The organism is Kitasatospora sp. NPDC059408 (assembly GCF_042751525.1).
GTDB lineage: Bacteria > Actinomycetota > Actinomycetes > Streptomycetales > Streptomycetaceae > Kitasatospora.
In genome coordinates, this window is sequence record NZ_JBHYWI010000004.1 from 81,248 (window position 1) to 106,313 (window position 25,066).

The 25,066-nt window shown below is 75.3% G+C and carries 12 protein-coding genes; 9 read left to right on the forward strand and 3 right to left on the reverse strand.

Annotated elements, in window-relative coordinates; translation table 11 throughout:
• Positions 1-7: 7 nt before the first annotated feature.
• From ACFXDE_RS04990 to ACFXDE_RS05000, 3 genes are read right to left on the reverse strand one after another with little or no spacing between them, the layout of a single operon-like run.
• Positions 8-6,283, reverse strand: coding sequence for an amino acid adenylation domain-containing protein (locus ACFXDE_RS04990; protein WP_380490990.1), 6,276 nt, complete (start codon positions 6,281-6,283; stop codon positions 8-10).
• 5 nt (positions 6,284-6,288) lie between these two features.
• Positions 6,289-8,925, reverse strand: coding sequence for a condensation domain-containing protein (locus ACFXDE_RS04995; protein ID WP_380490992.1), 2,637 nt, complete (start codon positions 8,923-8,925; stop codon positions 6,289-6,291).
• Complete coding sequence (locus ACFXDE_RS05000) at positions 8,915-10,696, reverse strand: carbamoyltransferase (protein WP_380490994.1); 1,782 nt, start codon at positions 10,694-10,696, stop codon at positions 8,915-8,917. Before ACFXDE_RS05000 ends, ACFXDE_RS04995 begins: the two co-directional genes overlap by 11 nt.
• A 257-nt stretch (positions 10,697-10,953) precedes the next feature.
• On the opposite strand from ACFXDE_RS05000, the gene asnB reads away from it, so the two are divergent.
• The 9 genes from asnB to ACFXDE_RS05045 are packed head-to-tail and all read left to right on the forward strand — an operon-like array spanning position 10,954 to position 25,060.
• A complete protein-coding gene (gene asnB, locus ACFXDE_RS05005) occupies positions 10,954-12,846 on the forward strand; it encodes an asparagine synthase (glutamine-hydrolyzing) (protein WP_380490996.1) in 1,893 nt (630 codons plus the stop codon).
• On the forward strand, positions 12,843-13,628 hold the full coding sequence (locus ACFXDE_RS05010; protein ID WP_380490998.1) for an aspartate/glutamate racemase family protein: 786 nt from the start codon (positions 12,843-12,845) through the stop codon (positions 13,626-13,628). Before asnB ends, ACFXDE_RS05010 begins: the two co-directional genes overlap by 4 nt.
• Positions 13,625-15,358, forward strand: a complete 1,734-nt coding sequence (locus ACFXDE_RS05015) for an AMP-binding protein (RefSeq protein ID WP_380491000.1) — start codon at positions 13,625-13,627, stop codon at positions 15,356-15,358. Before ACFXDE_RS05010 ends, ACFXDE_RS05015 begins: the two co-directional genes overlap by 4 nt.
• Complete coding sequence (locus ACFXDE_RS05020) at positions 15,355-17,925, forward strand: amino acid adenylation domain-containing protein (protein WP_380491003.1); 2,571 nt, start codon at positions 15,355-15,357, stop codon at positions 17,923-17,925. Before ACFXDE_RS05015 ends, ACFXDE_RS05020 begins: the two co-directional genes overlap by 4 nt.
• Positions 17,922-20,102: an amino acid adenylation domain-containing protein gene (locus ACFXDE_RS05025; protein WP_380491005.1), complete on the forward strand. Its 2,181-nt coding sequence runs from the start codon at positions 17,922-17,924 to the stop codon at positions 20,100-20,102. Before ACFXDE_RS05020 ends, ACFXDE_RS05025 begins: the two co-directional genes overlap by 4 nt.
• Positions 20,099-21,064 carry a TauD/TfdA family dioxygenase gene (locus ACFXDE_RS05030; RefSeq protein WP_380491007.1) on the forward strand — a complete coding sequence of 322 codons (966 nt, stop codon included), beginning with the start codon at positions 20,099-20,101 and terminating at the stop codon, positions 21,062-21,064. Before ACFXDE_RS05025 ends, ACFXDE_RS05030 begins: the two co-directional genes overlap by 4 nt.
• On the forward strand, positions 21,061-22,647 hold the full coding sequence (locus ACFXDE_RS05035; RefSeq protein WP_380491009.1) for a condensation domain-containing protein: 1,587 nt from the start codon (positions 21,061-21,063) through the stop codon (positions 22,645-22,647). Before ACFXDE_RS05030 ends, ACFXDE_RS05035 begins: the two co-directional genes overlap by 4 nt.
• Entirely contained in the window at positions 22,638-24,149 is a 1,512-nt protein-coding gene (locus ACFXDE_RS05040; RefSeq protein ID WP_380491010.1) for an argininosuccinate lyase, read from the forward strand. Before ACFXDE_RS05035 ends, ACFXDE_RS05040 begins: the two co-directional genes overlap by 10 nt.
• A complete protein-coding gene (locus ACFXDE_RS05045; RefSeq protein WP_380491012.1) occupies positions 24,146-25,060 on the forward strand; it encodes a kinase in 915 nt (304 codons plus the stop codon). The genes ACFXDE_RS05040 and ACFXDE_RS05045 overlap by 4 nt, the downstream gene beginning before the upstream one ends.
• Positions 25,061-25,066: the final 6 nt, after the last annotated feature.

Genomic DNA, 25,066 nt, shown 5'->3' on the forward strand with positions numbered 1-25,066 from the left:
GGGACGGTCAGGCCGACAGGTGGCGGGCGAGTTCCGCGACCGTCGGGTGGAGCTGGACGTCGACCGGCCTGAGCGCGATGCCGAGCCCGCGCTGCACCCGGAAGGCGATCTGCACGGCGCGGATGGAGTCCCCGCCGAGGTCGAAGAAGTCGTCCTCCATGCCGACCCGGTCGACCTTGAGGATCTCCGCCCACACCCGGGCCAGGCCCTCCTCGACGGGGGTGCGCGGCGCCACGTAGCCGGCGGCGTCGCCGGAGAACTCCGGTGCCGGCAGGGCGGCGCGGTCGATCTTCCCGTTGGGGGTCAGCGGCAGCGTCTCCAGGACGACGAACGCCGAGGGGGCCATGTACGCGGGCAGGTGCACGGTGGCGAAGTCGCGCAGCTCGCGCGGGTCGGTCCCGTCCGGGCAGGCCGTGTAGGCGACGAGCCGGCGGTCGCCGGGGGTGTCCTCGCGGACGACCACGGCGACGCCGCGGACGGCGGGGTGGCGGCCGACGGCGGCGGCGACTTCGCCGAGTTCGATGCGGAAGCCGCGGATCTTGACCTGGTCGTCGTTGCGGCCGAGGTATTCGAGGTCGCCGTCGGTGGTCCAGCGGGCGAGGTCGCCGCTGCGGTACAGGCGGGCGCCGGGCGCGTTGGTGAAGGGGTCGGGGACGAAGCGTTCGGCGGTCAGGGCGGGTCGTCCGAGGTAGCCGCGGGCCACGGCGTCGCCGCCGACGTACAGTTCGCCCTGCATGCCCACCGGTGCGGGATTGCCGTCGGCGTCGAGGACGAGTGTCCGGTAGCCGGGCAGTGCGCGGCCGATGGGGCTGCTGCTGGTCTCGATCCTTTCCTCGTCCAGGACTTGCCAGGTGACGTGGACGGTGGTCTCGGTGATCCCGTACATGTTGACCAGGACCGGGCGGTCGGGCGCGTGGCGGCGCCACCAGGCGCGCACGGAGGCCAGGTCGAGCGCCTCGCCCGCGAACACGACCAGGCGCAGAGCCAGTTCGTCCCGAGGGTGCTGCTCCTCCGCGGTCACGAGCTGGCGGAACGCGGACGGTGTCTGGGAGAGCACCGTGACGCGTTCGCGGACCAGGAGGTCGAGGAAGGCCGCGGGATCGCGCGTCACCTCGCGCGGGACGACGACGAGCCGTCCGCCGAAGGCGAGGGCACCCCACATCTCCCAGACCGAGACGTCGAAGGCGAAGGAGTGGAACAGCGACCAGACGTCGGAGTCCGACAGGCCGACCGTCTCCTCGCCCGCGGCGAGCAGCGTGGCGAGGTTCCCGTGGGTGACCTCGACGCCCTTCGGTGTGCCGGTGGAGCCCGAGGTGTAGATGACGTAGGCGAGTTCGGCCGGTCCGGGGCGGACGGATCCGGTATGGACGGCGTCCGTCGCCTGGGTGGTGACGAGGGTGCGCCAGGTGCCCGCGGGGATCCGGCCGGCGGTGTCGGGGTCGGTCAGGACGAGCGGGACCCGCGCGTTCCCGAGGACGAATTCGAGCCGGGCCGCCGGGTAGTCGGCGTCGACGGGGACGTACGCCGCGCCGAGGCGCCACACGGCGAGGACGGCGGCGGCCATGTCGACGGTGCGGGTGAGGCACAGGCCGATGCGGTCGCCGCGGTTCACACCGGCCCCGGCGAGCAGGGCAGCGAACGTCGAAGCACGCTCGTTGAGTTGACGATATGTCAGTCCCGCTCCCGTTCCGTCGGCGACCGCGATGTGGTCGCCACGGGCCGCCACCTGGGCCGCGAACCGCTCCAGTGCCCCCGCCGGAGCCGTCGGCGCGCTCAGCGGCACGGCCGCCGGCACAGCCGTCGCGGCCGGCCCGGTGAGCTCGCCCTCGGGGTCGTCGACCAGCAACTCCAGTGCCCTGACGTGCTGTTCGGCGATCTCCTCGATCTGCTCCGGGGCCAGCCGGTTGGCGTCGTAGTCGATGCACAGCTGGAGACCGTCGGTCAGCGGGTTGCGGAAGAACGTGACGGTGAGCGGGACGTCGGCCGGCTCCACGCGGCGGATGGCGGTCAGCTCGCCCAGTCCGCTGAGCAGCTCGGCGTGTTCGCCGTCGCCCATGGTGTCGCGCATGACGTGGAAGTTGTTGAACGTGAAGTTGGTCGTGAACAGGTCGCGGCCGCCGGTGAACTGCCGGATCCGGGCCAGCGGCATCCGCCGGTGCGGCAGGATCCGGGCCTCCGCGTCGAAGACCCGCCGGACGAGGCCGGCGCGGCTGCCCCCGGCGGTGCCGACCCGGAACGGGACGGTGTTGAGGAACAGTCCGCGGGCCTCGGTGCCGCCGTTCTCCTCCAGCCGGCCGTTGAGCGTGAGCCCGCAGCAGACGTCGTCGAGGCCCGTCTGCGCGGCGATCACCTGGAGGTGCGCGGTGAGCAGGACGGTCTTCTCCGGCACGCCGAGGCGCTTGGCGAGCGCCGTGACCCGCGGGGCCAGGCCCGCCGGGACGTGCGCGTCGCGCCAGCCGTAGCCGTCGACCACGCCGCTCGCGCCGTCGCTGCGCAGCGACGGCCCGGCGGGCGCGGGCGCCTCCCCGGCGCGTGCCGGGAGCTGCGGCGGGGTGCTCCCGGCGAGTGTCTCCGTCCAGAACCGCCGGGCCTCGGGCGAGGCCGAGGCGCGCTGCTCCAGGGCGACGAAGTCGCGGTAGGCCGAGGCCGGGGCCGGGAGTTCGGCCAGGCCGGCGCCGTCCAGGAGCCGGGTGTACTGGAGGAGGATCTCGGTGATCGTCGACCACAGGCTCCAGCCGTCGAGGATCGCGTGGTGCTCCACCATCGTCCACTGGAAGCTGTCGTCGGTGAGCACCTGCGCGGCCAGGCGCAGCATGGGCGGGCGCTCCACGTCGAACGGGCGGCGGCGCTCGCGCTCCATCAGCTCGTCGACGGCCCGCTCCTGCTCCGCCGGGGTGAGGGCCCGGAGGTCCTCGACGGCGACCGGCAGTTCGGCCTCGCGGTGCACGAGTTGCATCGGTTCGGCGAAGGTCGCCAGGTCGAAGCCGGTCCGCAGCACGGGGTGCCGGGCGACCACGGACCGCACGGCCCGGTCGAAGGCGTCCTCGTCGAAGCGGTACGGCAGGCGGTAGCTGGCCGCGTTGACGTACGGGAGGACGCGGGGGTCGGAGGCCATGTGGTAGACCATCCCGACCTGGAGCGCCGTCATGGGGTAGGCGTCGTCGAGGCCGGCCGCGGGGCCGTCGCCGATCCGGGCCCGGTCGGCGGGGGAGAGCAGTTCGAAGGGCTTGGTGCCCGCGCGGTCGCCGGCCGTGTCGGCGGCGGCGGCGAGGCCGGCGAGGGTGCGGTGCTCGTAGATCTGCGCGACGGCGAGGCCGAGCCCGCGCCCCCGGGCGAGGGCGGCCACCTGCACGGCGCGGATGGAGTCGCCGCCGAGGTCGAAGAAGCCGTCGTCCGCGCCGACCTTGTCCACCTGGAGGATCTCGGCCCAGATCTCGGCGAGGATTTCCTCGGCCGGGGTGCGCGGCGCCACGTAGCCGGCGGTGTCGCCGGAGAACTCCGGTGCGGGGAGGGCGGCGTGGTCGATCTTGCCGTTGCGGGTGAGGGGGAGGGCGTCCAGGGTGACGACCGCGGCCGGGACCATGTGGGAGGGGAAGTGGGCGGCGGCGAGGTCGCGCAGGTCGTGCGGGTCGGTTCCGTCGGGGCAGGCGGCGTAGGCGACGAGCCTGTCCTCGCGGACGACGACGGTGACGCCGCGGACGGCGGGGTGGCGGCCGACGGCGGCGGCGACTTCGCCGAGTTCGATGCGGAAGCCGCGGATCTTGACCTGGTCGTCGTTGCGGCCGAGGTATTCGAGGTCGCCGTCGGTGGTCCAGCGGGCGAGGTCGCCGCTGCGGTAGAGGCGGGCGCCGGGCGCGTCGGTGAAGGGGTCGGGGACGAAGCGCTCGGCGGTCAGGGCGGGTCGTCCGAGGTAGCCGCGGGCCACGGCGTCGCCGCCGACGTACAGTTCGCCCTGCACGCCCACCGGCACCGGCTCGCCGTACTCGTCCAGGACGAGCGCGCGGTAGCCGGGCAGCGCGCGGCCGATGGGGCTGCTGCTGGTCTCGATCCGTTCCTCGTCCAGGACTTGCCAGGTGACGTGGACGGTGGTCTCGGTGATCCCGTACATGTTGACCAGGACGGGCAGGTCGGACGCGTGGCGGCGCCACCAGGCGCGCACGGAGGCGAGGTCGAGCGCCTCGCCGCCGAACACGACCAGGCGCAGGCCGAGTTCGCCGGCCGGGTGGCGTTCGTCCTCCGCCACGAACTGGCGGAACGCGGAGGGGGTCTGATTCAGGACGGTGACGCGTTCGCGGACCAGGAGGTCACGGAAGGCCGCGGGGTCGCGTGTGACCTCGCGGGGGACGACGACGAGCCGTCCGCCGTAGGCGAGGGCGCCCCAGATCTCCCAGACCGAGAAGTCGAAGGCGAAGGAGTGGAACAGCGGCCAGACGTCGGTATCGCGCAGGCCTACGGTGTCCTCGCCGGCGGCGAGGAGCGTGGCGAGGTTGCCGTGGGTGACTTCGACGCCCTTCGGTCTGCCGGTGGAGCCGGACGTGTAGATGACGTAGGCGAGTTCGGTCGGATCGGGGCGGACGGGGCCGGTGTGGACGGCGTCCGTCGCCTGGGAGGTGTCGAGGGTGCGCCAGGGTCCGGCGGGGACGCGGTCGGCGGCGTCGGTGAGGACGAGCGGGACGCGGGCGTCGCCGAGGACGTATTCGATGCGGCTCGCCGGGTTGTCCGGGTCGACGGGGACGTACGCTGCGCCGAGGCGCCACACGGCGAGGACGGCGGCGGCCATGTCGACGGTGCGGGTGAGGCACAGGCCGATGCGGTCGCCGCGGGTCACCCCTTCTGCGGCGAGCAGGGCGGCGAAATTGGCGGCACGGTCGTTGAGTTGACGATATGTCAGAGTCAGAGTTCCGTCGCTCACCGCGACGCTGTCACCGGCCGCCGCCACCCGCCCGGCGAACCGCTCCGCCGCCGACGGCCCCACCCGCGGCGCCGGAGCCGCGCCGACGAGCCGCGCCCGCTCCTCGGCCGACAGCAGTTCGGCCCGCGCCACGAGCGCCTCCGGCTCGGCCAGGAGCGCCCCGAGCAGCCGGCACCAGTGCCCGGCCAGGCGCGCGGCCTGCGCCGCGTCGATCAGCTCGGGCCGGTGCTCGACCTCGACCTCGATCCTCTCGCCGTCGTCGTTGACGTTCCAGGTGAGGTCGAACTTGGCGGTCGCGGTGTTCACCGGGACGTGGGCGGTCTCCAGCCCCGCCATCCGCGGTGCGGCGTGCCCGCGGCTGTAGCCGAACAGGACCCGGAACAGCGGCGAGCCGTCGCGATCGGTGCCCAGGCGCCGGGCGAGGTCCTCCAGGACGACGTCCTGGTGCTCCAGGGCGTCGATGAACGCGTCCCTGGTGGTGCCGAGGAGCCCGGCGAAGTCGGTGCCCGCGCCGGCCGTGATCCGCAGTGGGACCACCTTGACGAGGCAGTCCACCAGCCGCTCCGTCGCCGGGTCGTCGCGGCCGGACAGCGACGTGCCGATGACGAGGTCCTGCTGCCCGGAGCAGCGGGTGAGCAGCGCGGCGAATCCGGCGAGGAGCGTCACGGCGGGGCTCACCCGGCGGGTCCGGCCGAACTCGCGGATCGTGGCGCAGAGTTCGTCGGGCAGGGTGAATCGGGACGTCATGCCGCGGTTGGTGCGGCCGGACGGCCGGCGGCCGGAGCCGAGCGGCTCGGTCGCCGCGGGGGCGTCGCGCAGCGTCCGCTCCCAGAAGGCGAGGTTCTCCTCGGCGGTGGCGGCGTCCAGCGGCGGGAGCTCGGGCTCAGACGGTGCATCCACGGAGACGGGGTCCCCGTCGGCCCGGTAGTGGGCGGCGAGCTCCTCCAGCAGGACGTCCACAGACCAGCCGTCGCTCACGAGGTGGTGGGACACCAGCAGCAGGAAGCACTCGTCCTCGGCGTAGCGGATGACGGACACCCGCAGCAGGGGGTCGGTGGCGACGGCGAAGGGCCGCGCGATCTCCTCGTCCATCGCCTGCCGGGCCGCCGCCTCGTCGGGCAGCCGCAGCACCCGGACCGGGACGTCGGCGTGGTCGAGGACGGTCCGGCGGGGGAGCCCGGCGGCGGACACGAACCGCGTCCGCAGCGCGCGGTGGCGCCGGACGAGCGCCTCGACCGCGTGCCGCAGGCCGTCCGGGGACAGCTCGCCCCGCAGGCGCAGCGCGGCCGGCACGTTGTAGACCGGCTGCCCCGGGTTGACCTGCTCGGCGAGCCAGATGCCGTGCTGCGTGGGGGACAGAGAGCGGGTCATGGTGGTCACATCCCTTCCTGGTCGGCGGTCTGCCGCTGCCGGTGGGTGTCCGCCCGCGCGAGCCGGATGACCCGGACGGTCCGCTGCAGGCCGGGGAGGTCGGGCTCGTGCGCCTCGACGTAGGCCGCGAGCGAGGCGACCGTCCCGTCGACGAGCAGGACGCGCAGCGGCACCGTGACGGACAGCTCGCGGCGCAGCCGTGCCACGATCCGCGTGGCGGTGAGCGAGTAGCCGCCGAGCGCGAAGAAGTCCTCGTCGGCGCCGACGGTGGCGACGCCGAGCTCGTCGGCCCAGATGCCGGCCAGGACGGTTTCGAGGGCGTCGCGCTGGCGGGAGGCCGGAGTGGCGCCGCCGTCCTGTTCCTGGTCGGCTGCGACCGCCACCGCCTGGGCGGCCGGGCCCGGAACGGCCGGGTCCCCGGCGGGCAGCCACTGGTCGGCCCGCAGCTCCGGGTCCCGCACCACGGCCGCGAGGAGCGAGAGGTAGTGCTCGACGAACCGGGCGATGCGCGCCGCGTCGTAGCGGTCGGCCCGGTACTCGACGTTGCCGATGGTCCCCGACGCGGTGGCCTCCAGCGTCACCATCAGGCCGAACTTCGCCGAGCCGACCCGGACGGGCACCTCCTCGGCCTCGGCGCCCGGGAGCGTCAGCCGCACCGGGTCGACGTTGAGCAGCTCGAAGATGACGGAGGTCGGCGGCGTGCCCGGGGCGCCGTGGGCCCGCCGCTCCCGCAGGGCCGCCTCCAGCGGGTAGTCCTGATGCGCGTAGGCGTCGATGACGGTGGTCCGGGCGCGGTCCAGGAGCTCGCGGAACGGGACGCCGGGGGCGAGCCGGGTGCGCAGTTGCACGAGGTTGACGAACGAGCCGACCACCGTCTCCAGCTGGGGGTGGCCGCGGCCGGCGACGGAGGTGCCGACGGTCAGGTCGTCCTGGCCGGAGTAGCGGTGGAGGAGCCCGAGGAACGCGGCGTAGAGCACCATGAACGGGGTCGCGCCGCTGCGCCGGCCGAGGGCCTCGACCTCGCCGAGGAGCCCGGCGGGTATCTCGAAGCGGTGGCAGCCGGCGCGCAGGCCGGGGCCGGCGTCGGCGCGGTGCAGGGCCGTCAGGTCCACCTCGGGGGCAGTGACGACGTCCTCGCGCCAGTGCTCCCGCAGCGCGGGCAGCCGCTCGGCCAGCACGTCCCGGTGCCAGGACGCGTAGTCCAGGTAGCCGGTGCGCGGTCCGTCCTCCGGCGCGCCCTCCCGGCCGGCGTACAACGTGCCGAGCTCGTCGACGAGGTGGGCGAGGGACCATTGGTCGCAGACGATGTGGTGGACGACGAGGACGAGGGCCCAGTCGTCGTCCGCGAGGCGGACGAGCAGCGCGCGCAGCGCGTTCTCGGCCAGGTCGAAGGGCGCGTCGACGGTGCGCCGGACCAGCGCGGCGAGGGCCGCGTCGTCGTGTCCGGGCAGGTCGAACGTCTCGAAGGGGACCGCCGGGACGGGGGCGACGCCCTGGACCGGGCCGGTGTCCGACTCCGTGATCCGCAGCCGCAGCGCCTCGTGACGCCGCACCAGCCCGTCCAGGGCCCGCCGCAGCGCCGCCGGGTCGACCGTGCCGCGCAGCCGCCAGTACAGCGGGAAGTTGTACTGCGCCGCGCCCGGGTCGAGCTGTTCGGCGAGCCAGATGCCGGTCTGCGCGGAGCTGAGCGGGTGGGCGCCGCCGGCCGGTGCCGCCGGGATCGGCGCCACCGTGGTCGGCGCGGCCCGGCCGATCAGGGCGGCGAGGCCGGACAGCGTCGGGTGGTGGAAGAGGTCCTCGACGGTGACCTCGGCGCCGAAGACGGTGCCCGCCCGCATGGCGACCCGGGCGGCGAGCAGCGAGTGCCCGCCGAGGGCGAAGAAGTCGGAGCCGGCCTCGATCTCGGCGGGGGAGACGTCCAGGACGTCGGCCCAGATGCCCGCCAGGAGGGCTTCGGTGGAGCTCAGCGCGGGAGCGTCCGGGGCCGTGGCGTCGGCTGCTTCCGGGTCGGGGCTCTCCTCGACGTCGAGCACCGGCAGGTCCGGCGAGTCCAGGAGTGCGGCCAGCACCTGGCGGACGTCCGCGCAGAAGGCCGTCACGCCGGCGGGGTCGTAGAGGTCGCGGTCGAACTCGCAGCCGGCCTCCTTGCGGTCCGGGTCGATGCTGAGGACCAGGTCCCGGTCGGCGAGCCGGGGTCCGAGGCCGCGCCACTGCTCGGCCGGGCGCCCGAACAGCACGGCGACGCCGGAGCGTTCGGCGGACTCCGGACCCGGCTCCGCTTCGAGTTCGGCGTCCAGCCCGGCTTCGAGGTCGGCCTCCAGCCGGCCGAGGGCCACCGCCGCTGCGGTCCGCCCGCCCAGCTCGACCCCGAGGTCGACGAGCCGGGCCGGTCCGAGGTCCGTCCCGACCGCGAGCACCGTGCGCCCGCGCCGGTGGCGGGCGGCCAGCGCGGCGGCGACCGCGGCGACGGCCGCCGTCCGCGGCTCGATCCCGTAGCGGGCCGAGACCTCCGTGAGGCACTCCGCGAAGGCGGCGCCGTCGACGCCCACCGTCGCGCGCCGGAACTGCGGCACCGGCGGGCGCGGCCGGTCGGGCGGCAGGGTCGCGTGGGCGGCCGGGGACGGGAAGGGGCTAGCCGACATCGGCGATCGACTCCTCGGCGCCCTTGACGACGACGGTCCGGCCGAGGACGAGGGCGTCCAGCTTCGAGCGCAGGAACGTCCGCAGGGCCTCCTGCGGGGTCGCGATGATCGGCTGGCCGCGCAGGTTGAACGAGGTGTTGAGCACCACCGGGGTGCCGGTGCGGCGGCCGAAGGCGCCGATCAGCTCGAAGAACCGCGGGTTGCTCTCCGGGCGGAGCACCTGGACGCGCGCGCTGCCGTCGACGTGGGTGACCGCGCCGAGGTCGTCGCGGCGCTCGGCGCGGGTCTGCGTCACGAACAGCATGTGGGCGTACCGGGATTCGGTGCCGGGCTCGATCTCGAAGTACTCGCCGGCGTCCTGGACGCGGACCACCGGCGCGAACGGCCGGAAGCTCTCGCGCTCCTTGACCACCTCGTTGAGGCGGTCGCGCATGGCCTCGGTCCGCGGGTCGGCGAGGATGCTGCGGTTGCCGAGCGCGCGGGGGCCGAACTCCATCCGGCCCTGGACCCACGCGGTGATCCGGCCGTCGGCCAGCAGCTCCGAGACCCGCTCGGCGAGTTCGGCGTCGGTGGCGTACTCCTCGACGGTGCAGCCCGCCGGCTCGCCGACCGCCGCCGCCAGCTCCTCGTCGGAGAACCCGGGTCCCCAGTACGGCATGGACATCCGCCCGGCCCCGGCGGACGCGGTGGCGTCCGCCGCGAGCGCCGCGCCGATCGCGGTGCCGTCGTCGCTGGAGGCCGGCTGGACGAAGACGTCGTCGAACAGCCGGCTGCGCGACACGAGGCCGTTGAGCGTGCAGTTGAGCGCGACGCCGCCGGCCAGGCAGAGCCGGCTGAGGCCGGTGCGCTCGCGGGCCGCGCGCAGGACGTGCAGCATCGACTGCTCGGTGATCGCCTGGAGGGCCGCGGCGATGTCGGCGTGCTCCTGGGTCGAGGGCTGCCCCGGGAGCCGCGCGGGGCCGAGCACGGCCGCCAGTTCGCGCAGGACGCCCTCGTGGGTCTCGTGCTCGAAGGCCGTGCGGTCCCGGGCCAGCACGGGGACGGTGTACGTGCCGTCCTCCCGCAGCCGCACCATGTCGGCGAAGCGGTCGTAGTAGCGCTGAGGGTCCCCGTAGGGCGCGAGTCCCATCACCTTGTACTCGTCCATGAAGGGGACGAAGCCGAGGTGGTGGGTCACCAGGCTGTAGAGGATCCCGACCGAGTGCATGGCCGGGACGGTGCGCAGGACCTCGATCTCCTCGCCCCGGCCGACCGCGACGGTGAGGCTCTCGGACTCGCCCATCCCGTCGCTCACCACGATCAGCGACTCCTCGAACCCGCTGGGGTAGAAGGTGCTCGCGGCGTGGGCGAGGTGGTGCGGGACGGGCCGGAAGCGGTCGCCCCAGGGCCGGCCGGGAAGGAACTTCTCGGCCAGGGCGATCTGCGACTCCGTCGAGTACACCTCGCGGAACCGGGTGGCCGCGTGGGTGCTCCCGGCGCCGCCGGCCGGCTCCCCGTAGGCGAAGCCGTGCGCCAGGACGTCGACGTCGTCGGGTTTCAGCCCGCCCTGCTCCAGGCAGAACGCGATCGCGTTGGCCGGGAACGACCCGGTGGTCTTCTCGCCGGTGAACCGCTCCTCCGCGGCGGCGGCCACGACCTCGCCGTCGATCACCAGGGCCGCCGCCGAGTCGTAGCCCTGGGCGAACCTGTGCAGCCGGGGATCGAGCCCGGGGAAAGCCGCCCGCTTGAATTCCAGTCCGCCGTTCAGCCCGCTGTAGCCGAGGACGCGCATAGTCTCCAACCTCACCGTCGTTGCCACGCGAAATCGTTCGGCCCTCACGCTAGGCCGGGAAAGCGCCGCGCGTCGCCGCCCGCAGGTCGAGAACCGACCTGTACTCCGGTAGGGCCGGGATTCTGTCCCAAAGGACGAGCGGTAAATCGTTGACCCGTGTGCGGCGCCGCTCCTAATGTGACCGGCGGACATATCGAAAGAACAGCGGATTCCGTCAGGATTCGTGTGGGCGACCGGGTGATAGGAGCCTGAGCTCGATGTGCGGAATAGCCGGGGTCTACGGATTCGACGACCCGGCCGGCCTGGACCCCGACGTCCTGACGGCCATGACCGACGCGCTGGTGCACCGGGGGCCAGACGCGCACACCACCTGCGAAACCGGCGCGTTCACCGCCGGGTTCCGCCGCCTGTCGCTGGTCGACCTGGCCGGCGGGGGACAGCCCCACGCCACCCCGGACTCCTCGGTGGTCTCGGTGTGCAACGGCGAGATATTCAACCACCGGGAACTGCGCGAGGAACTCCGGAGAAAGGGCCACACATTCCGCTCCGGTTCGGACACGGAAGTCCTGGTCCACCTCTACGAGGAATACGGCACCGAACTCACCGGCCACCTCGACGGCCAGTTCGCCTTCGCCCTCTACGACCGGCGCGAGGACCGCCTCGTGCTCGCCCGCGACCATTGCGGAGTGCTGCCGCTGTTCTACACCGAGGTGGCCGGCCGGATCGTTTTCGCCTCCGAGGTCAAGAGCATTCTGTGCCACCCGCTGGTGGACCGCCGGGTCGACCTGCGCGGACTCGACCAGGTCCTCTCGCTGCCCGGACTGGTCAGCCCCCGGACGATGTTCGAGGGCATCAGGTCGCTGCGCCCCGGCGAGCGGCTCGTCGCGGACCGCTCGGGCCACCGCACCGAGCGCTACTGGGACCTCGACTACCCGCTCTGGGACGACGAGGCCCGCCACCGCGACGCCGCCGCCCTGCGCGACCCGCGCGTCCTCGACACCTGCGCCGACCGCACCCGGGACCTCCTTGAAGTCGCCGTCCGCTCCCGCTCGGTCGCGGACGTCCCCGTCGGGACCTACCTCAGCGGCGGCCTGGACTCCAGCCTGATCGGCGCGCTCCTGGCCGCCGGCCGCCCCGGCCACGCGTGGCCCAGCTACGCGGTCACCTTCCCCGGCAGCAGCATCGACGAGGCGCGCTACCAGCGGCTGGTGGCCGGCAAGATCGGCACCCGCCACCACGAGGTGCCGGTCGATGCCGCCGACACCGCCGGCCTGCTCGGCGCCATGGTCCGGCACGCCGAGACCCCGGTGAAGGAGTCCTACAACGTCTGCTCGATGCTGCTGGCCCGTGAGGTCCGCGCCACCGGCACGGTCGCGGTGCTCAGCGGCGAGGGCGCCGACGAGCTGTTCGGCGGCTACCCGGGCTACCTGTTCGACACCGGCGGCCCCGGCCGCGGCCCGGCCGACCTCCTGGAGGAGCAGCTCGAACGCGCGGCCGCCCACCGGATGTGGGGCCTGGACCTGCGCTACGAGACCGACCAGGTGCCCGCCCACGACCTGCGCCGCCAGCTCTACAGCGGCCCGCTGGCCGAGGAGTTCGACGCCTTCTCGGTCACCTCCCAGCGCCTCGTCGACCCGGAGCGCCTGATCGGGCGCCACCCGCTGCACCAGCGCTCCTACCTGGACTTCCACCTGCGGCTCGCCGACCACCTGCTCGGCGACCACGGCGACCGGATGGCCATGGCGAGCTCGGTGGAGATGCGCTTCCCGTTCCTGGCCAGGGACGTCGTCCGGCACGCGACCACGATCCCGCCGTCCCTGATGACGGCCGGCGGCCGGGAGAAGGCCGTGCTGCGCCGCGCGGCCGAGGGCCTCGTCCCGCAGGAGGTGCTCGACCGCCGCAAGTTCGGCTTCCGCAGCCAGACCAGCACCGAACTGCTCCTGGCCGGCGACGAGTGGTTCGACGACCTGCTCTCGCCCGCGACCGTGCGCCGGCAGGGCTACTTCGACCCGGCCGTCGTCGCCGAGCTGATCCGCCGCCAGACCTCGGGGGCCCGCACCGTGCACCCGCACCTCGACACGGACTACCTGCTCGTCATCGCGACCTTCGCGATCTTCCTGGAGGAGTTCGGCCTGCCGTGCCTGGGATGACCCGAGAACGCGTCACCACGCCCCCGGCGGCCGCCGCGCGGCCCCTGCCGGCCGGCGCCCCCGCGCGCACCGGGGAGCCCGGGGCCCGCAAGCCGCTGATCGGTGTGATCGGCGGAATGGGCCCGCTGGCCTCCACCGAGCTGCTCAACACCGTGTACGGGCTCGAACCGCCCGAGCACGAGCAGCTCGCCGCCCGGATCCTGCTGTGGTCCGACCCGGCCGTGGCCGACCGGACCACCGCCATCCAGTCCGGGACGGTCGGCCTCGTCCGCGACGCGCTGGAGGACTCGGTCGAGCGCCTGCTCACCGCCGGCGCCGACGTCGTCGTGGTGGCCTGCATCACCGCGCACCCCGCGATCCGGCTGCTGCCGGAGGCGCTGCGCTCGCGCTGCGTCTCCCTGGTGGACCTGGTCTTCGAGCAGCTCGCCGAACGCCCCGGCCGGCACCTCGTGCTGTGCACCCGGGGCAGCGTGCTGGCCGGCGTCTTCACCGGCCACGAGCGGTGGCCGCAGTACGCGCAGCGCCTGGTCCTGCCCGACGAGGTCGACCAGGAACAGCTGCACCACCACATCTACCGGCTCAAGCGCAACGCCGACCGGCTCCCGACGGTCGACTTCGTCCGCGGCCTGCTGCCGAAGTACCGGGCGTCCGCGTTCGTCGCCGGCTGCACCGAACTGCACCTGGTGACCAGGGCGATCGAGGCCCGCGGACTGACCCGCCACCTGCCCAGCATCGACCCGATGACCGTCATCGCACGGCGGATCAGGAACGGAGAGATATGACCACGCCGACGGTTCTGACGCGATGGGCGGACGGCCTGGCCCGCGACGGCGCCCGCTGCGCCGTCAAGTCCGGTGATCGGGAGGTGAGTTACGAAGAGCTGGCGGGCCGGGTGGCCGGCTACCAGGCCGCCTTCGAGGGGGTGCGGCCCGCCGACCCGGTCCTGATCTCCTGCGCCGACCCGGTGGAGGTGATCGCGGCCGTCCTCGGCTGCGCGGCCGCCGGCCGCACCTTCGCGCCCGTCGACCCCAGGCTGCCCGCGGCCGTCCTGGACGGCGTGCTCGCCGCCCTGCGGCCGGGCGCGGTCGTGGCCGACGCCCCGGGCCGCGCGGCGCTCGCGGAGCGCGAACCGCCCGGCGGCGCACGGCTCGTGCGCCCGGAGGAGCTGGAGCCTCGGGCGTGGTCCGCGGAGGCCTGGCAGCGCTCCGCCCCGGAGGACCGCGGGTACGTCTACTTCACCTCGGGGACGACCGGGCGCCCCAAGGGCATCCGCGGCAGCCTCCGGGCGGTCCACCACTTCGTCGACTGGGAGATCGCCGAGTTCGGGATCGGCGCGGGCACCAGGGTCTCCCAGCTGACCTCGCCGGGCTTCGACGCGTTCCTGCGCGACGCCTTCGCCCCGCTGTGCGCGGGCGGCACCGTCTGCGCGCCCCCGGCCGGCGGGACTCCGGTCGGCGAGGGCCTGGCGCGCTGGCTCACCGAGCACGAGGTCGAGGTCCTGCACTGCGTGCCGACCCTCTTCCGCACCCTGCGCTCCGCCGCTCTCACCCCCGGCTCATTCCCGGCGCTGCGCGCCGTGCTGCTCGCGGGCGAGCCGCTCCACCCCTCGGACGTCGCCTGGTGGCGCGGCCTGTTCGGCGGCGGCAAGGAACTGGTCAACCTGTACGGGCCGTCCGAGACGACCATGACGAAGCTCTTCCACCGGACGACGGAGGAGGACGCCCACGCCCGGCTGGTGCCGGTCGGCCGGCCGCTGCCGGGCGTGTCGGCCCGGGTCCTGACCGGGCCCGGCGATCCGCCGGACGCGCTCGGCGAGGTGGAGATCGAGGTCCCGTTCCCGCTCCTCGGCTACCTCGGCGACGACGAGTGGCGCGGCACGGCCACCACCCACCGCACCGGCGACCTCGGCAGGTTGCGGCCCGACGGGAGCCTGGAGCTGTACGGCCGCCGCGACCAGCAGGTCAAGGTCCACGGCGTGCGCGTCGACCTCGGCGAGGTCGAGAACGCCCTGCGCGGCCGCCCCGGGGTGCAGGACGTCTGCGCGGCGGCGGTCACGGAGGACGTGACGACCGCCCTGGTCGCCTACGTGGTGGCCCCGGACGTCTCCGACGCCGACCTGCGCGCGCACGCCGCGCAGCGCCTCGCGCCCGGCCTGGTGCCCTCGGTGTTCGTCCGCATGGCGGCGATCCCCCGGACGCTCAACGGCAAGGTGGAGCGCCGCTCCCTGCCGAAGGTCGCGCTGCAGCGGGCGGCGGAGGCCGCGGAACCGCCGAAGGGTCCGACGGAGACCGGGATCGCGGCGATCTGGAGCGAGCTCCTCGGTCTGGCGGACATCGGCCGCGACGACGACTTCACCCTCCTCGGCGGCGACTCCCTCGCGATCGCGCGCCTGATGGACCAGGTCCGGCACGAGTACCGGGTGGACCTCCCGTTGCGCGCGTTCCTCCAGGACCCCACCGTCGCCGGGCTCGCCGCCGCCGTGACGGACCGCACGGCGGGGAGCCCGTCGTGACCGCCTCCGTCGCGAACGCGCTGCTCCGCGCCCGTCTGGCGGGCGAGCTGGACGTCACCGCGCTGTCCGCGGCCCTCGACGACGTGGTGGCCGCGCACCCGCAGCTCAAGGGCGAGCGGCCCGGCCGGGTCCGGCTGAGGGTCATCGACCTCGCGCGGTCCGGCGGGGAGCAGCAGGGGCGCGTCCTGGCGGACCTGGCGGCGGACGAGGCCGCCCGGCCGGTCGGGGCCGCCGGCCGCCCCCGGCTGCGGGCCTGCCTGGCGGGGCTGGGCGCCGGGGCGTACGAGCTCCTGATCGCGGTGGACGCGGCGCGGGCCGACGAGTGGTCGGTCGCGGCGCTGACCGGGGACCTCGGCGCCGCCTACCGTGCGCGGACCGGGGCCGCTCCGGCGCCCGGGCCCGGTCCCCGGCCGGGCGCCCGGTTCCCGGGGGAGCGGGCGGTCCGCGAGCTGCCCGACGGCGCCGGCGCCGAGCGGGTGCTCGCCGCCTTCGCGGCCGTGCTCGGCAGGTACGCCGGGATGGCCGAGGCGGCGGTGACGGTGGCGGACGGTCCGGAGCAGCGGGCGATCCGGCTGGACCTCTCCGGCGCCCTGACGTCCGCCCAGTTGGTCGCCCGGGTGCGCACCGCACCGGAGGCCGACGACGTACCGGACTTCCCGATCCGCGCCGTGTTCGCGGGGCGGGACCTCCCGGTGGCGGTCCTGGACCTGCCGGGCGTCGCGGCCGAGGTGACCGTCGACGCCCCGCCCGACCCGCGGGGCCGGCTGACCCTGGCCGTGACCGGGCCGTACGGGTTCACCGTCGCCCTCACCGGCACCCTGCCCGGCGAGACGACGGCGGAGGGCTTCGCCGACCACCTCGTCCGGGCGCTGCGCTTCGGGCAGGACGGCCCGGACCGGCCCCTGGCCGAACTCGACCTCTCCGGCCGCCCCGCGCCCCACCCGGCGCCCGCCCCCGCCACCGCGCGGCCGTACGGCGACTACCTGGCCTTCCTGGACGAGGAGTTCGCGGCGCGCGTGCGGGAGGCCCCCGAGGAGGTCGCGGTGCGCTCCCCGGAGGGCACGCTCGACTACCGCGGGCTCGACCGGTGGAGCTGCCGGATCGCCCACGCCCTGGCCGGCCGCGGCGCGGGCCCCGGGCGGGTGGTGGCGGTCCTGCCGGGCGGCGGCGCCGGCGCGATCGCGGCCGTGCTCGGCGCCATGCGCACCGGCGCGACGTTCACCTGCCTGAACCCCGCCGACCCGGACGCCCGCCTGCGCGACATCCTGGCCGGAACGGGCGCCGTCTGCGTGCTGGCCGACGGGGCCGCCGCCGCGGCGCACCCCGAACTGCTCGGCCCGGACGGCCGGTTCGCGGGCCTGCCGGTGCTCCCACTGGAGCCCGCCCCGCGCGACGAACCGCCGGGGGAGCTCGACCGTTTTTCGGCCCCGCCGGCCGCCGACCACCCGCTGTGCATCGTGCACACCTCGGGGAGCACCGGGACGCCCAAGGGGATCGCGCTGTCGCGGGCCGCGTTCGCGCAGTTCGCCGAGTGGCAGCGGGAGCGGTTCGGGATCGGGCCGGGGAGCCGGATCGCCCAGTGGGCGCCGCTCACCTACGACGCCGCGTACACCGAGGTGTTCGCCGCGCTCACCGCCGGTGCCGCGCTGTGCCTGCCGCCCGGCGGGGCCCGGCGCGACCCGGTCGCGGTGGTGCGCTGGCTGCGGCGGGAGCGGATCGGCCAGATCCAGACCGTGCCGTCGTTCCTCCGGCTGCTCACCGAGGCGCTGGACGCGCAGGGCGGCGAACTGCCGGACCTGCGGCACGTCCTGGTCGCCGGCGAGGTGTTCCCGGTGGACCTGGCCGAGGCCTGGGCGCACCGGCCGGTGCGCCCGGCGCTGCACAACCTGTACGGGCCCACCGAGTGCATCCTCGCCACCCACCACGAACTGCCCCCGGGCGCGGCGTTCCCGGCCACCGTGCCGATCGGCGGGGCGATCCCGGGCCGGGAGGCGCTCGTCCTCGACGCCCTCGGCCGGCCGTGCCCGGCCGGGGTGCCCGGCGAGATCCACCTGCGCAGCCCGTTCCTGGCCGGCTCGTACCACCGCCGTCCCGCCGAGACGGCCTCGGCGTACCCGCCCGACCCGTGGCGGCCCGGCCGGACGCTCTACCGCACCGGCGACCGCGGGTACTGGCGGGCGGACGGCACGCTGGCGTTCACCGGCCGGACCGGCAACCAGGTGAAGATCCGCGGGAACCGGGTCGAGCTGGACGAGGTCGAGGCGGTCCTGGAGCGGCAGGCCGGGGTGCGGGAGGCCGCCGCGGCCGTGCGCACCACCGCGACCGGCGACCCCTGCCTGGTGGGCTACGTGGTGGCCGACGCCGGGGTCTCCCCGGAGGAGCTGCGCCGGCTCGTGGCCCGGCGGCTGCCGGCGCCCGCCGTGCCCGACCTCATCGCGGTGCTGGCCGATCTGCCGCGCACCGCCACCAACAAACGTGATCGTGCGCGGCTGCCCTGGCCCCTGCCGGCACGTCGGAACGAGCCGGCGGACGAGCCGGCGAACGAGCTGGAAGGTGACGAGTCATGAGGAACGCCGAAGCGGCGGTCGCGGCCCTGGCGGCCGAGGCCGGGGTCGATCCGGACACCGTGCGGCTGGCCGCGTCGTTCAAGGTCGCGGCGGTGCTGACCGGCTCCGACGCGCTCGGCGACGGCGGCCGGAGCTGGCGGGAGCTGATCGCCCGGGTGGCCGCCCCGGAGGGGCGGGCCGATGCGGAGAGGGTCCTCCAGGAGGCGGCGGAGCAGGGACACGTGGGCCCCGACCGCACCGAGGGCTACGTCCGTGCGGTCCTGGAGCGGATGACCGGCTCCCCGGACGAGGCGCACGACGCACACGGCCTGGTCGCCGGCGAGGAGTTGGCCGCCGTGCTCTCGGCCTCCGCCGGCCCGGTCCGGGCGCTGCCGGACCGCCGGTTCCACGAGCTGTTCGAGGAGCGCGTGCGCCGGCACCCCGACGCGGTCGCCGCGGCGCAGGACGGCCGGAGCTGGACGTACGCGGAGCTGAACGGCCGCGCCAACCGGATCGCGTGGTCGCTGCGGGAGCAGGGGCTGGCCGACGAGGACGTGGTGGCCGTGGTGGCCGAGCGCTCGCTGGAGTGGCTGGCGGCCGTCCTCGCGGTCTTCAAGGCGGGCGGCTGCTACCTGCCCCTGGACCCGGCGTTCCCGGCCGAGCGGATCGCCGTCGTGCTGGAGCGCAGCGGCTGCCGCCGGGTGCTGGCGGACGACGGGCTGGCGCAGCTCGACGAGGCCGTGCGCGGCCGGGAGACGGTGACCGTCTCGGTGCTGACCGAGGTGCTGGCCGCGCCCGGCCGCGAGGACGACCTCGGACTCGCGGTCGCAGCCGACCAGTTGGCGTACATCTACTTCACCTCGGGCTCGACCGGCGAGCCCAAGGGCGCGATGTGCGAGCACGCGGGCTTCCTCAACCACCTCTACGCCAAGATCGAGGACCTGGGCGTCCGGGAGGGGGACGTGATCGCCCAGACCGCGCCGCAGTGCTTCGACATCTCGCTGTGGCAGCTGGTCTGCGCGCTGCTGGTCGGCGGCCGGACGGAGATCGTCGGGCAGGAGACCGTCACCGACGTCCGCCGGTTCGTGGAGACCGTCACCGGGGCCGGCGTCCAGGTGGCCCAGCTGGTGCCCTCCTACCTGGACCTGGTGCTGGAGACGCTCCGGGGCGACAGCCCGGGCCTGCCGTCGCTGCGCTGCCTCGCGGTGACCGGCGAGGCGCTCAAGACCGAGCTGGTGCACCGCTGGTTCGCCGCCTTCCCCGGCATTCCGCTGGTCAACTGCTACGGCACCACCGAGGTTTCGGACGACACCAACCACGGCGTGCTGCACGGCCCGCCGGCCGGCCGCTCCGTCCCGCTCGGCCCGCCGACCCGCAACGTCCGGGTGTACGTGGTGGACGAGCGGCTGCGCATGGTCCCCGACGGGGCGCCGGGGGAGATCGTCTTCGCCGGGGTGTGCGTCGGCCGCGGCTACGTCAACGACGCCGCCCGCACCGACGCCGCGTACCGCGCGGACCCGTACCGGCCGGGCGAACGGCTCTACCGCTCGGGCGACTTCGGCCGCCGGCTGCCCTCCGGCGAGTTCGAGTACCTCGGCCGCCGGGACTCGCAGGTGAAGGTGAGCGGCTTCCGGATCGAGATCGGCGAGATCGAGAACCGGCTGCTCCAGGTCCCCGGCGTGCGGGACGGTGCCGTGGTGATCGCGGGGACGGCGGAGGACCCGCAGCTGGTGGGCTTCTACAGCGGCGCCGGCGCGCCCGAGCCCGGGGCCGTGGAGCGGGCCCTGGCCGCCGTCCTGCCCCACTACATGGTGCCGGGCCGGCTGCACCGCCTCGACCGGCTGCCGCTGTCGGCGAACGGCAAGATCGACCGGAAGGCGCTCACCGCCACCGCCCGGACGAACGCCCGGACCAACGGCCCGGCGGCAGCCGAGGGCGACGCGGCACGCCCGGAGACCGATACCGAGCGCCGGGTCGCCGGGCTCTGGGCCGAGCTGCTCAACGTGCCGCTCGACCGGGTCGGCCGCGGCTCCCGGTTCGTCGAGCTCGGCGGCACCTCGCTGGCCGCGATCCGGCTGGCGATCGCCCTGGACCGCGCGGTGACGGTGGGCGAGCTGAAGGCCACCCCGACCGTCGCCGAGGTGGCCGCGCTCCTCGACCGCAAGGCGGCCGGCCGCACCGCGGAGGCGCGCCGATGACCCCCGCCGCCGACGCCGTGCCGGTCCTGCGCGTGCTCGCCGCCGCCCCCGGCCCGGAGTGGGCCGCCGAACACCGCGAGGAGGTCCTCGCCGAGGTCGAGGCCTCCGGGGCCGTCCTCCTGCGCGGCCTGGGCGTCGCCTCGGCCGCCGGGCTCGCGGCCGTCACCGCCGCGCTCGGGATCGAGCCGATGGCCGAACGGGAGGGCTTCGCGCCCCGCGACCGCCTCGGCGAGGGCGTCCACTCCGCCTCGCACTGGCCCGCCGACACCCCGATGTGCATGCACCACGAGCAGAGCTACGCCGCCGAGGTCCCGGGCCTGCTGGTGTTCGGGTGCCTGACCGCCCCGCGGCGCGGCGGCCGCACGATGCTCGCCGACTCCCAGCAGGTGCTGCGCGCCCTGCCCCCGGAGCTGGTCGAGCCGTTCCGCCGGGACGGCTGGCGGCTGCTGCGCGCCTACCAGGACGTCGGCGTGCCGTGGACCGACGCCTTCGGCACCGACGACCGGGCCGCGGTCGACGCCTACTGCGCGGCCGAGGGCATCGCGCACGCGTGGTCCGGCGACGGCGCGCTGCGCACCGTGCAGCGCCGGGCCGCCGTGGTCGCCCACCCCCGCACCGGCGTACCGGGCTGGTTCAACCAGATCGCCTTCCTCAACGAGCTGACCATGGACCCGGCGGTCCGCGAGTACCTCCTCCACCAGTACGGGCCGACCGGCCTGCCCTTCACCACGGCCCACGGCGACGGCGCCCCGGTCGGGGCCGGCACCGTCGCGGCCGTCAACGCGGTCTACGACGCGGCCGCCTTCGGCGAGACCTGGCGGGACGGCGACGTCCTGGTCGTCGACAACATCCGGATGGCCCACAGCCGCGAGCCGTACGAGGGCCCCCGCGAGGTCGCCGTGGTCCTCGGCGACCCGGTGCGGCTGCCCGGGCACGTCCTGCCCGGCGGTGCGGCCGGATGACCGCCGCGTCCTTCGCGCAGGAACGCGCCTGGCTGGCCAGCCGGTTCGCGGCCGGCACCGCCCTGTACCACGTCGCGGACCAGTGGCCGCTGCACGGGGACCTCTCCGAGCGGCAGATCCGGTCGGCGCTGGCCGCCGTGGTGGCGCGGCACGAGCCGCTGCGCACCGGGTTCCGGGTCGTGGACGGCGTGCTGACCGCGGTCGTCCACGACCGCGTCGACCCCGACGTCGAGGTCGTCGACCTGTCCGGCCGCCCCGAGGAGCGGCAGCGCGAGGACCGCGAGGCCCTCGCCGACCGGCTGAAGCACACGGCCTTCGACCTCTCCCGCGCGCCGCTGTGGCGCGCGGGGCTGGTCCGGCTCGGCGCGGGCCGCTGGCGGCTGCTGTTCGTCGCCCACCACGCCGCCTGCGACGCACCGTCACTCTTCAACCTCCACGCCGAGATCGCCGAATTCTGCGCGGCCTTCGAGCAGGACCGTGCGCCGCACGTTCCCCAACTCCTCGTCTCCTACGGCGATTACGCGCGGCAGCAGCGCGATCGGCTCGGCGGCGACGGGCTCGCCCCGCTGGCCGGCTACTGGCGGGAGCAGCTGGCCGGCCTGCCGCCCGCGCACGGCCTTCCGCTGGACCTGCCGCGCCCGGCCCGGCGCTCCTTCGCCGGCGCGGAGCTCCGGGCCGCGCTCCCGGCCTCCGTCGCGCGGGCGCTCGCGGCGGCCGGCCGGTCCGAGGCCACGCCGTTCGAGCTCCTGCTCGCCGGGTACGCCGCCCTCGTCCACCGGCGCTCCGGCCGGGACGACCTCGTCCTCGGGGTGCCGCTCTCCGGCCGGGACCGGCCCGAACTGCTGCCCCTCGTCGGCACGTTCGTGAACACGGTGGCGCTCCGGATCGACGCCTCGGGCGACCCCTCGTACGCCGCGCTCGTGGACCGCGTCCGGGCGGTGTGGCGGGCGGCCCGCGACCACCAGGAGATGCCGTTCCAGGCCGTGGTCGAGCAGCTCGCGCCGCAGCGCGCGCCCGGCCTGCCCCCGCTCTACCAGCTGGCGTTCAACGTCACGGCGGCCGAGGGCTTCGGGCCCCCGTCCACGGCGGCCGAGGACGATCTGCTGCTGGAGGTCTCGGGCACGGCGGTCCGCCTGGAGTACAACACCGCGCTGTTCGGAGGGGATACCGCCGCAGGGCTGCTCTCCGACTACGCGGCGGTGCTCACGGCGGCCCTGGCCGACCCGGCGACCCCGCTGTCCCGGCTCCCGGCCGGCCCGGGCCCGGGGCCGGGAGCGGCACCGGCCCCACCGCCCGGCCGCGTACCGCCGCGCACCGCCGCCGAGGCCTTGGTGGCCCGCGTCTGGGCGGAGGTCCTCGGCGTCGACCGGGTGGGCGTCGACGACGACTTCTTCGCGGCCGGCGGCCACTCGCTGCAGGCACTGCGCCTGCTCGCCCGGCTGTCGTCCGACCACGGCGTCGAGACCACCGTCGACGCCTTCTTCGCGAACCCGACCGTCGCGGGGCTGGCCGCCGAGCTGGACCGGTGCACCACGTCCTACCGGCACGAGCAGAACGACCCCGAGGGAGAGACATGGCAGTGACCGGCCGGATCGACGGCGTGCCCAGCGAGGTCTGGGACGAGGAGGTGCTGGCCCCGCAGTTCGCCTACGAGGCCGAGGCCCTGCTGCCGCACTACGTCTCCATCGAGAAGGTGCTGCTGCTGGAGTACCGCAGGATGGGCCTGGTCGACCCGGAGGGGGCGGCCGCGATCGCCGGACGGCTCGACGAGCTGACCCCCGAGCTGATCCGGGCGGACCCGCGGGACAACATGTCGGACATCTTCTTCGCCATGGAACGCCACGTGGCCCGCGGCGCCACCGCCCCCTTCGCGGCCTGGCACGTGGACCGCAGCCGCAACGACTTCCAGGCCTGCGGCCAGCTACTGTCCTGCCGGGAGAACGTCCGGGCCGTCGCCGGGGACCTCATCGCCCTGGGACGCACGGCGGCGGCGCGCGCCGCCGAACTGCCGGACAGCCCCATGCCCGGCTACACCCACGCGCAGGCCGCGCAGACCATCACGCCCGCCTTCTACCTCTCGGCGCTTTCCGAGGAGATCCTCGGCGCGGCCCGGCGCCTGCTGACCGCCTACGACGAGATCGACCGCTCGCCGCTCGGCGCGGGCAGCATGGCCGGCCAGGAACTGCCCTGGGACCGCGAGCGGATGGCCGGCCTGCTGGGCTTCCGGCAGCCGCAGCCGCACGCCCTGGTCTCGGTGGCTTCCCGGTCCTGGGCCCTCGCGGTCGCCTCCGCGCTGGCGGACCCCGCCGTGCTGCTCAGCCGCTTCACCACCGACCTGATGACGTGGAGCGGCGCCGGCTTCGGTTTCGTGGACTTCCCCGACGCGCTCGCCGGGATCTCGGCCGCGATGCCGCAGAAGCGCAACTTCCCGGTCCTGGAACGGATCCGCGGCCGCTGCTCGCACGTGGTCGGCTGCGCGACCCAACTCGCGTTCGCCCAGTGCGGCACCCCGTACGCCAACAGCGTCGAGGTCTCCAAGGAGGCCGGACGCCACCTCCAGGCCCAGGTCGCCGCGCTGCGCTCGGCCCTGCGGCTGGCCCGCACCGCCCTCGCCGGCGCGGTGTTCCGCACGGACCGCATGCGCGAGGCCTGCGAGGCGGACTTCCTCGGCGGTTTCACCCTCGCGAACCTGCTGACCCTGGAGGCCGGCGTCCCCTGGCGGACGGCACAGGTGATCGCCGGAGCCTACGTCAGGGCCGCCGTCGCGAAGGGCCTGACCGCCGCCGACCCCGACGGCCCGCTGCTCGCGGCGATCGCCGGGGAGCACGGCCACCGGGTGCCCGAACCCGCCGCACTGCTGTCCGGTGCCTTCGACACCGACCGGGCGGTCCGGGTCAAGCACTCCGCCGGGTCGACGCACCCCGACGCCGTCCGCGCCATGCTCGCCGCGCAGGAACGCGGCTACCGCGAGGTCGCCGGCCAGTGGCGGCTGCGCGAGGAGGCGGCGAGCGTCGCCGCGGCGCGCGTGGACGCCCTGCTGGCCGTCGAGGACACCGCCGAGCGCACCCCGGCGGGCACCTCGTGACGGGCTCCGGCCTCATCACCCGCCGCCCGGGCGCGGACCTGCGCAGCGGCCGGGCCGACGCCTCGGGCACCTTCGGCGAGCTCCTGCAGGGACGGCTGCCCGACGGCACGGACTTCCTCGTCACCCTGCCGATCACGCTCCGCTCCCGGGCCTGGTTCCGCTTCGACCCGGCCGGCCCGCTACGCGTCTTCCCCGCCCACAAGACGAAGTCCCTGCGGCTGGCCGGGGCCATGCTGACGGCCCACCAGCCCGGCGGCGGCGGGACCCTGATCCTGGACAGCGACCTGCTCATCGGCAAGGGCCTCGCCAGCTCCTCCGCCGACCTGGTCGCCACCGCGCGCGCCGTCGGCGGCGCGCTGGGCCTGGACACCGGCCCGGCCGAGGTGGAGCGCTGGCTGCGCCCGATCGAGCCGACCGACGGGGTGATGCACCCGGGCGTCGTCGTGTTCGAGCACCGCGCGGTGCGCCTGCGCGAGGCCCTCGGCGGGCTGCCGCCGGCCACCGTGGTGGCGGTCGACGAGGGCGGCCGGCTGGACACCGTCGCCTTCAACAAGCGGCCCAAGCGCTACTCGCCGGCCGACACCGCCGAGTTCACCGGACTGCTGGACGCCCTGACCGCGGCCGTGCGCGCCGGGGACCTCGCCGCCGTGGGCCGGGTGACCACCCGCAGCGCCGTCCTCAACCAGCGCTTCGCGCCCAAGCGGCACCTCGACGCGATGCTGGCCGTCGCCCGGCGGACCGGTGCGCTCGGCGTGGTGTGCGCCCACAGCGGCACCATGCTCGGCCTGCTGTTCGACGACGCGGACCCGGACCGCGCCGCCAAGGTGGCCGAGGCGCACGCGGCCTGCGAAGCCCTGGGCGACGACGTCCTGCTGTTCCGCACCCTCACCCGCCCTTCTCACGAACCCTAAGGACGT

What these genes read in the sequence shown, in the direction of transcription:
- ACFXDE_RS05040 (WP_380491010.1), top strand. Translation starts at nt 22,638, where the DNA reads ATGGCAGTGACCGGCCGGATCGACGGCGTGCCCAGCGAGGTCTGGGAC.
- ACFXDE_RS04990 (WP_380490990.1), bottom strand. Translation starts at nt 6,283, where the DNA reads ATGACCCGCTCTCTGTCCCCCACGCAGCACGGCATCTGGCTCGCCGAG.
- ACFXDE_RS05015 (WP_380491000.1), top strand. Translation starts at nt 13,625, where the DNA reads ATGACCACGCCGACGGTTCTGACGCGATGGGCGGACGGCCTGGCCCGC.
- asnB (WP_380490996.1), top strand. Translation starts at nt 10,954, where the DNA reads ATGTGCGGAATAGCCGGGGTCTACGGATTCGACGACCCGGCCGGCCTG.
- ACFXDE_RS05010 (WP_380490998.1), top strand. Translation starts at nt 12,843, where the DNA reads ATGACCCGAGAACGCGTCACCACGCCCCCGGCGGCCGCCGCGCGGCCC.
- ACFXDE_RS05000 (WP_380490994.1), bottom strand. Translation starts at nt 10,696, where the DNA reads ATGCGCGTCCTCGGCTACAGCGGGCTGAACGGCGGACTGGAATTCAAG.
- ACFXDE_RS04995 (WP_380490992.1), bottom strand. Translation starts at nt 8,925, where the DNA reads ATGTCGGCTAGCCCCTTCCCGTCCCCGGCCGCCCACGCGACCCTGCCG.
- ACFXDE_RS05035 (WP_380491009.1), top strand. Translation starts at nt 21,061, where the DNA reads ATGACCGCCGCGTCCTTCGCGCAGGAACGCGCCTGGCTGGCCAGCCGG.
- ACFXDE_RS05030 (WP_380491007.1), top strand. Translation starts at nt 20,099, where the DNA reads ATGACCCCCGCCGCCGACGCCGTGCCGGTCCTGCGCGTGCTCGCCGCC.
- ACFXDE_RS05025 (WP_380491005.1), top strand. Translation starts at nt 17,922, where the DNA reads ATGAGGAACGCCGAAGCGGCGGTCGCGGCCCTGGCGGCCGAGGCCGGG.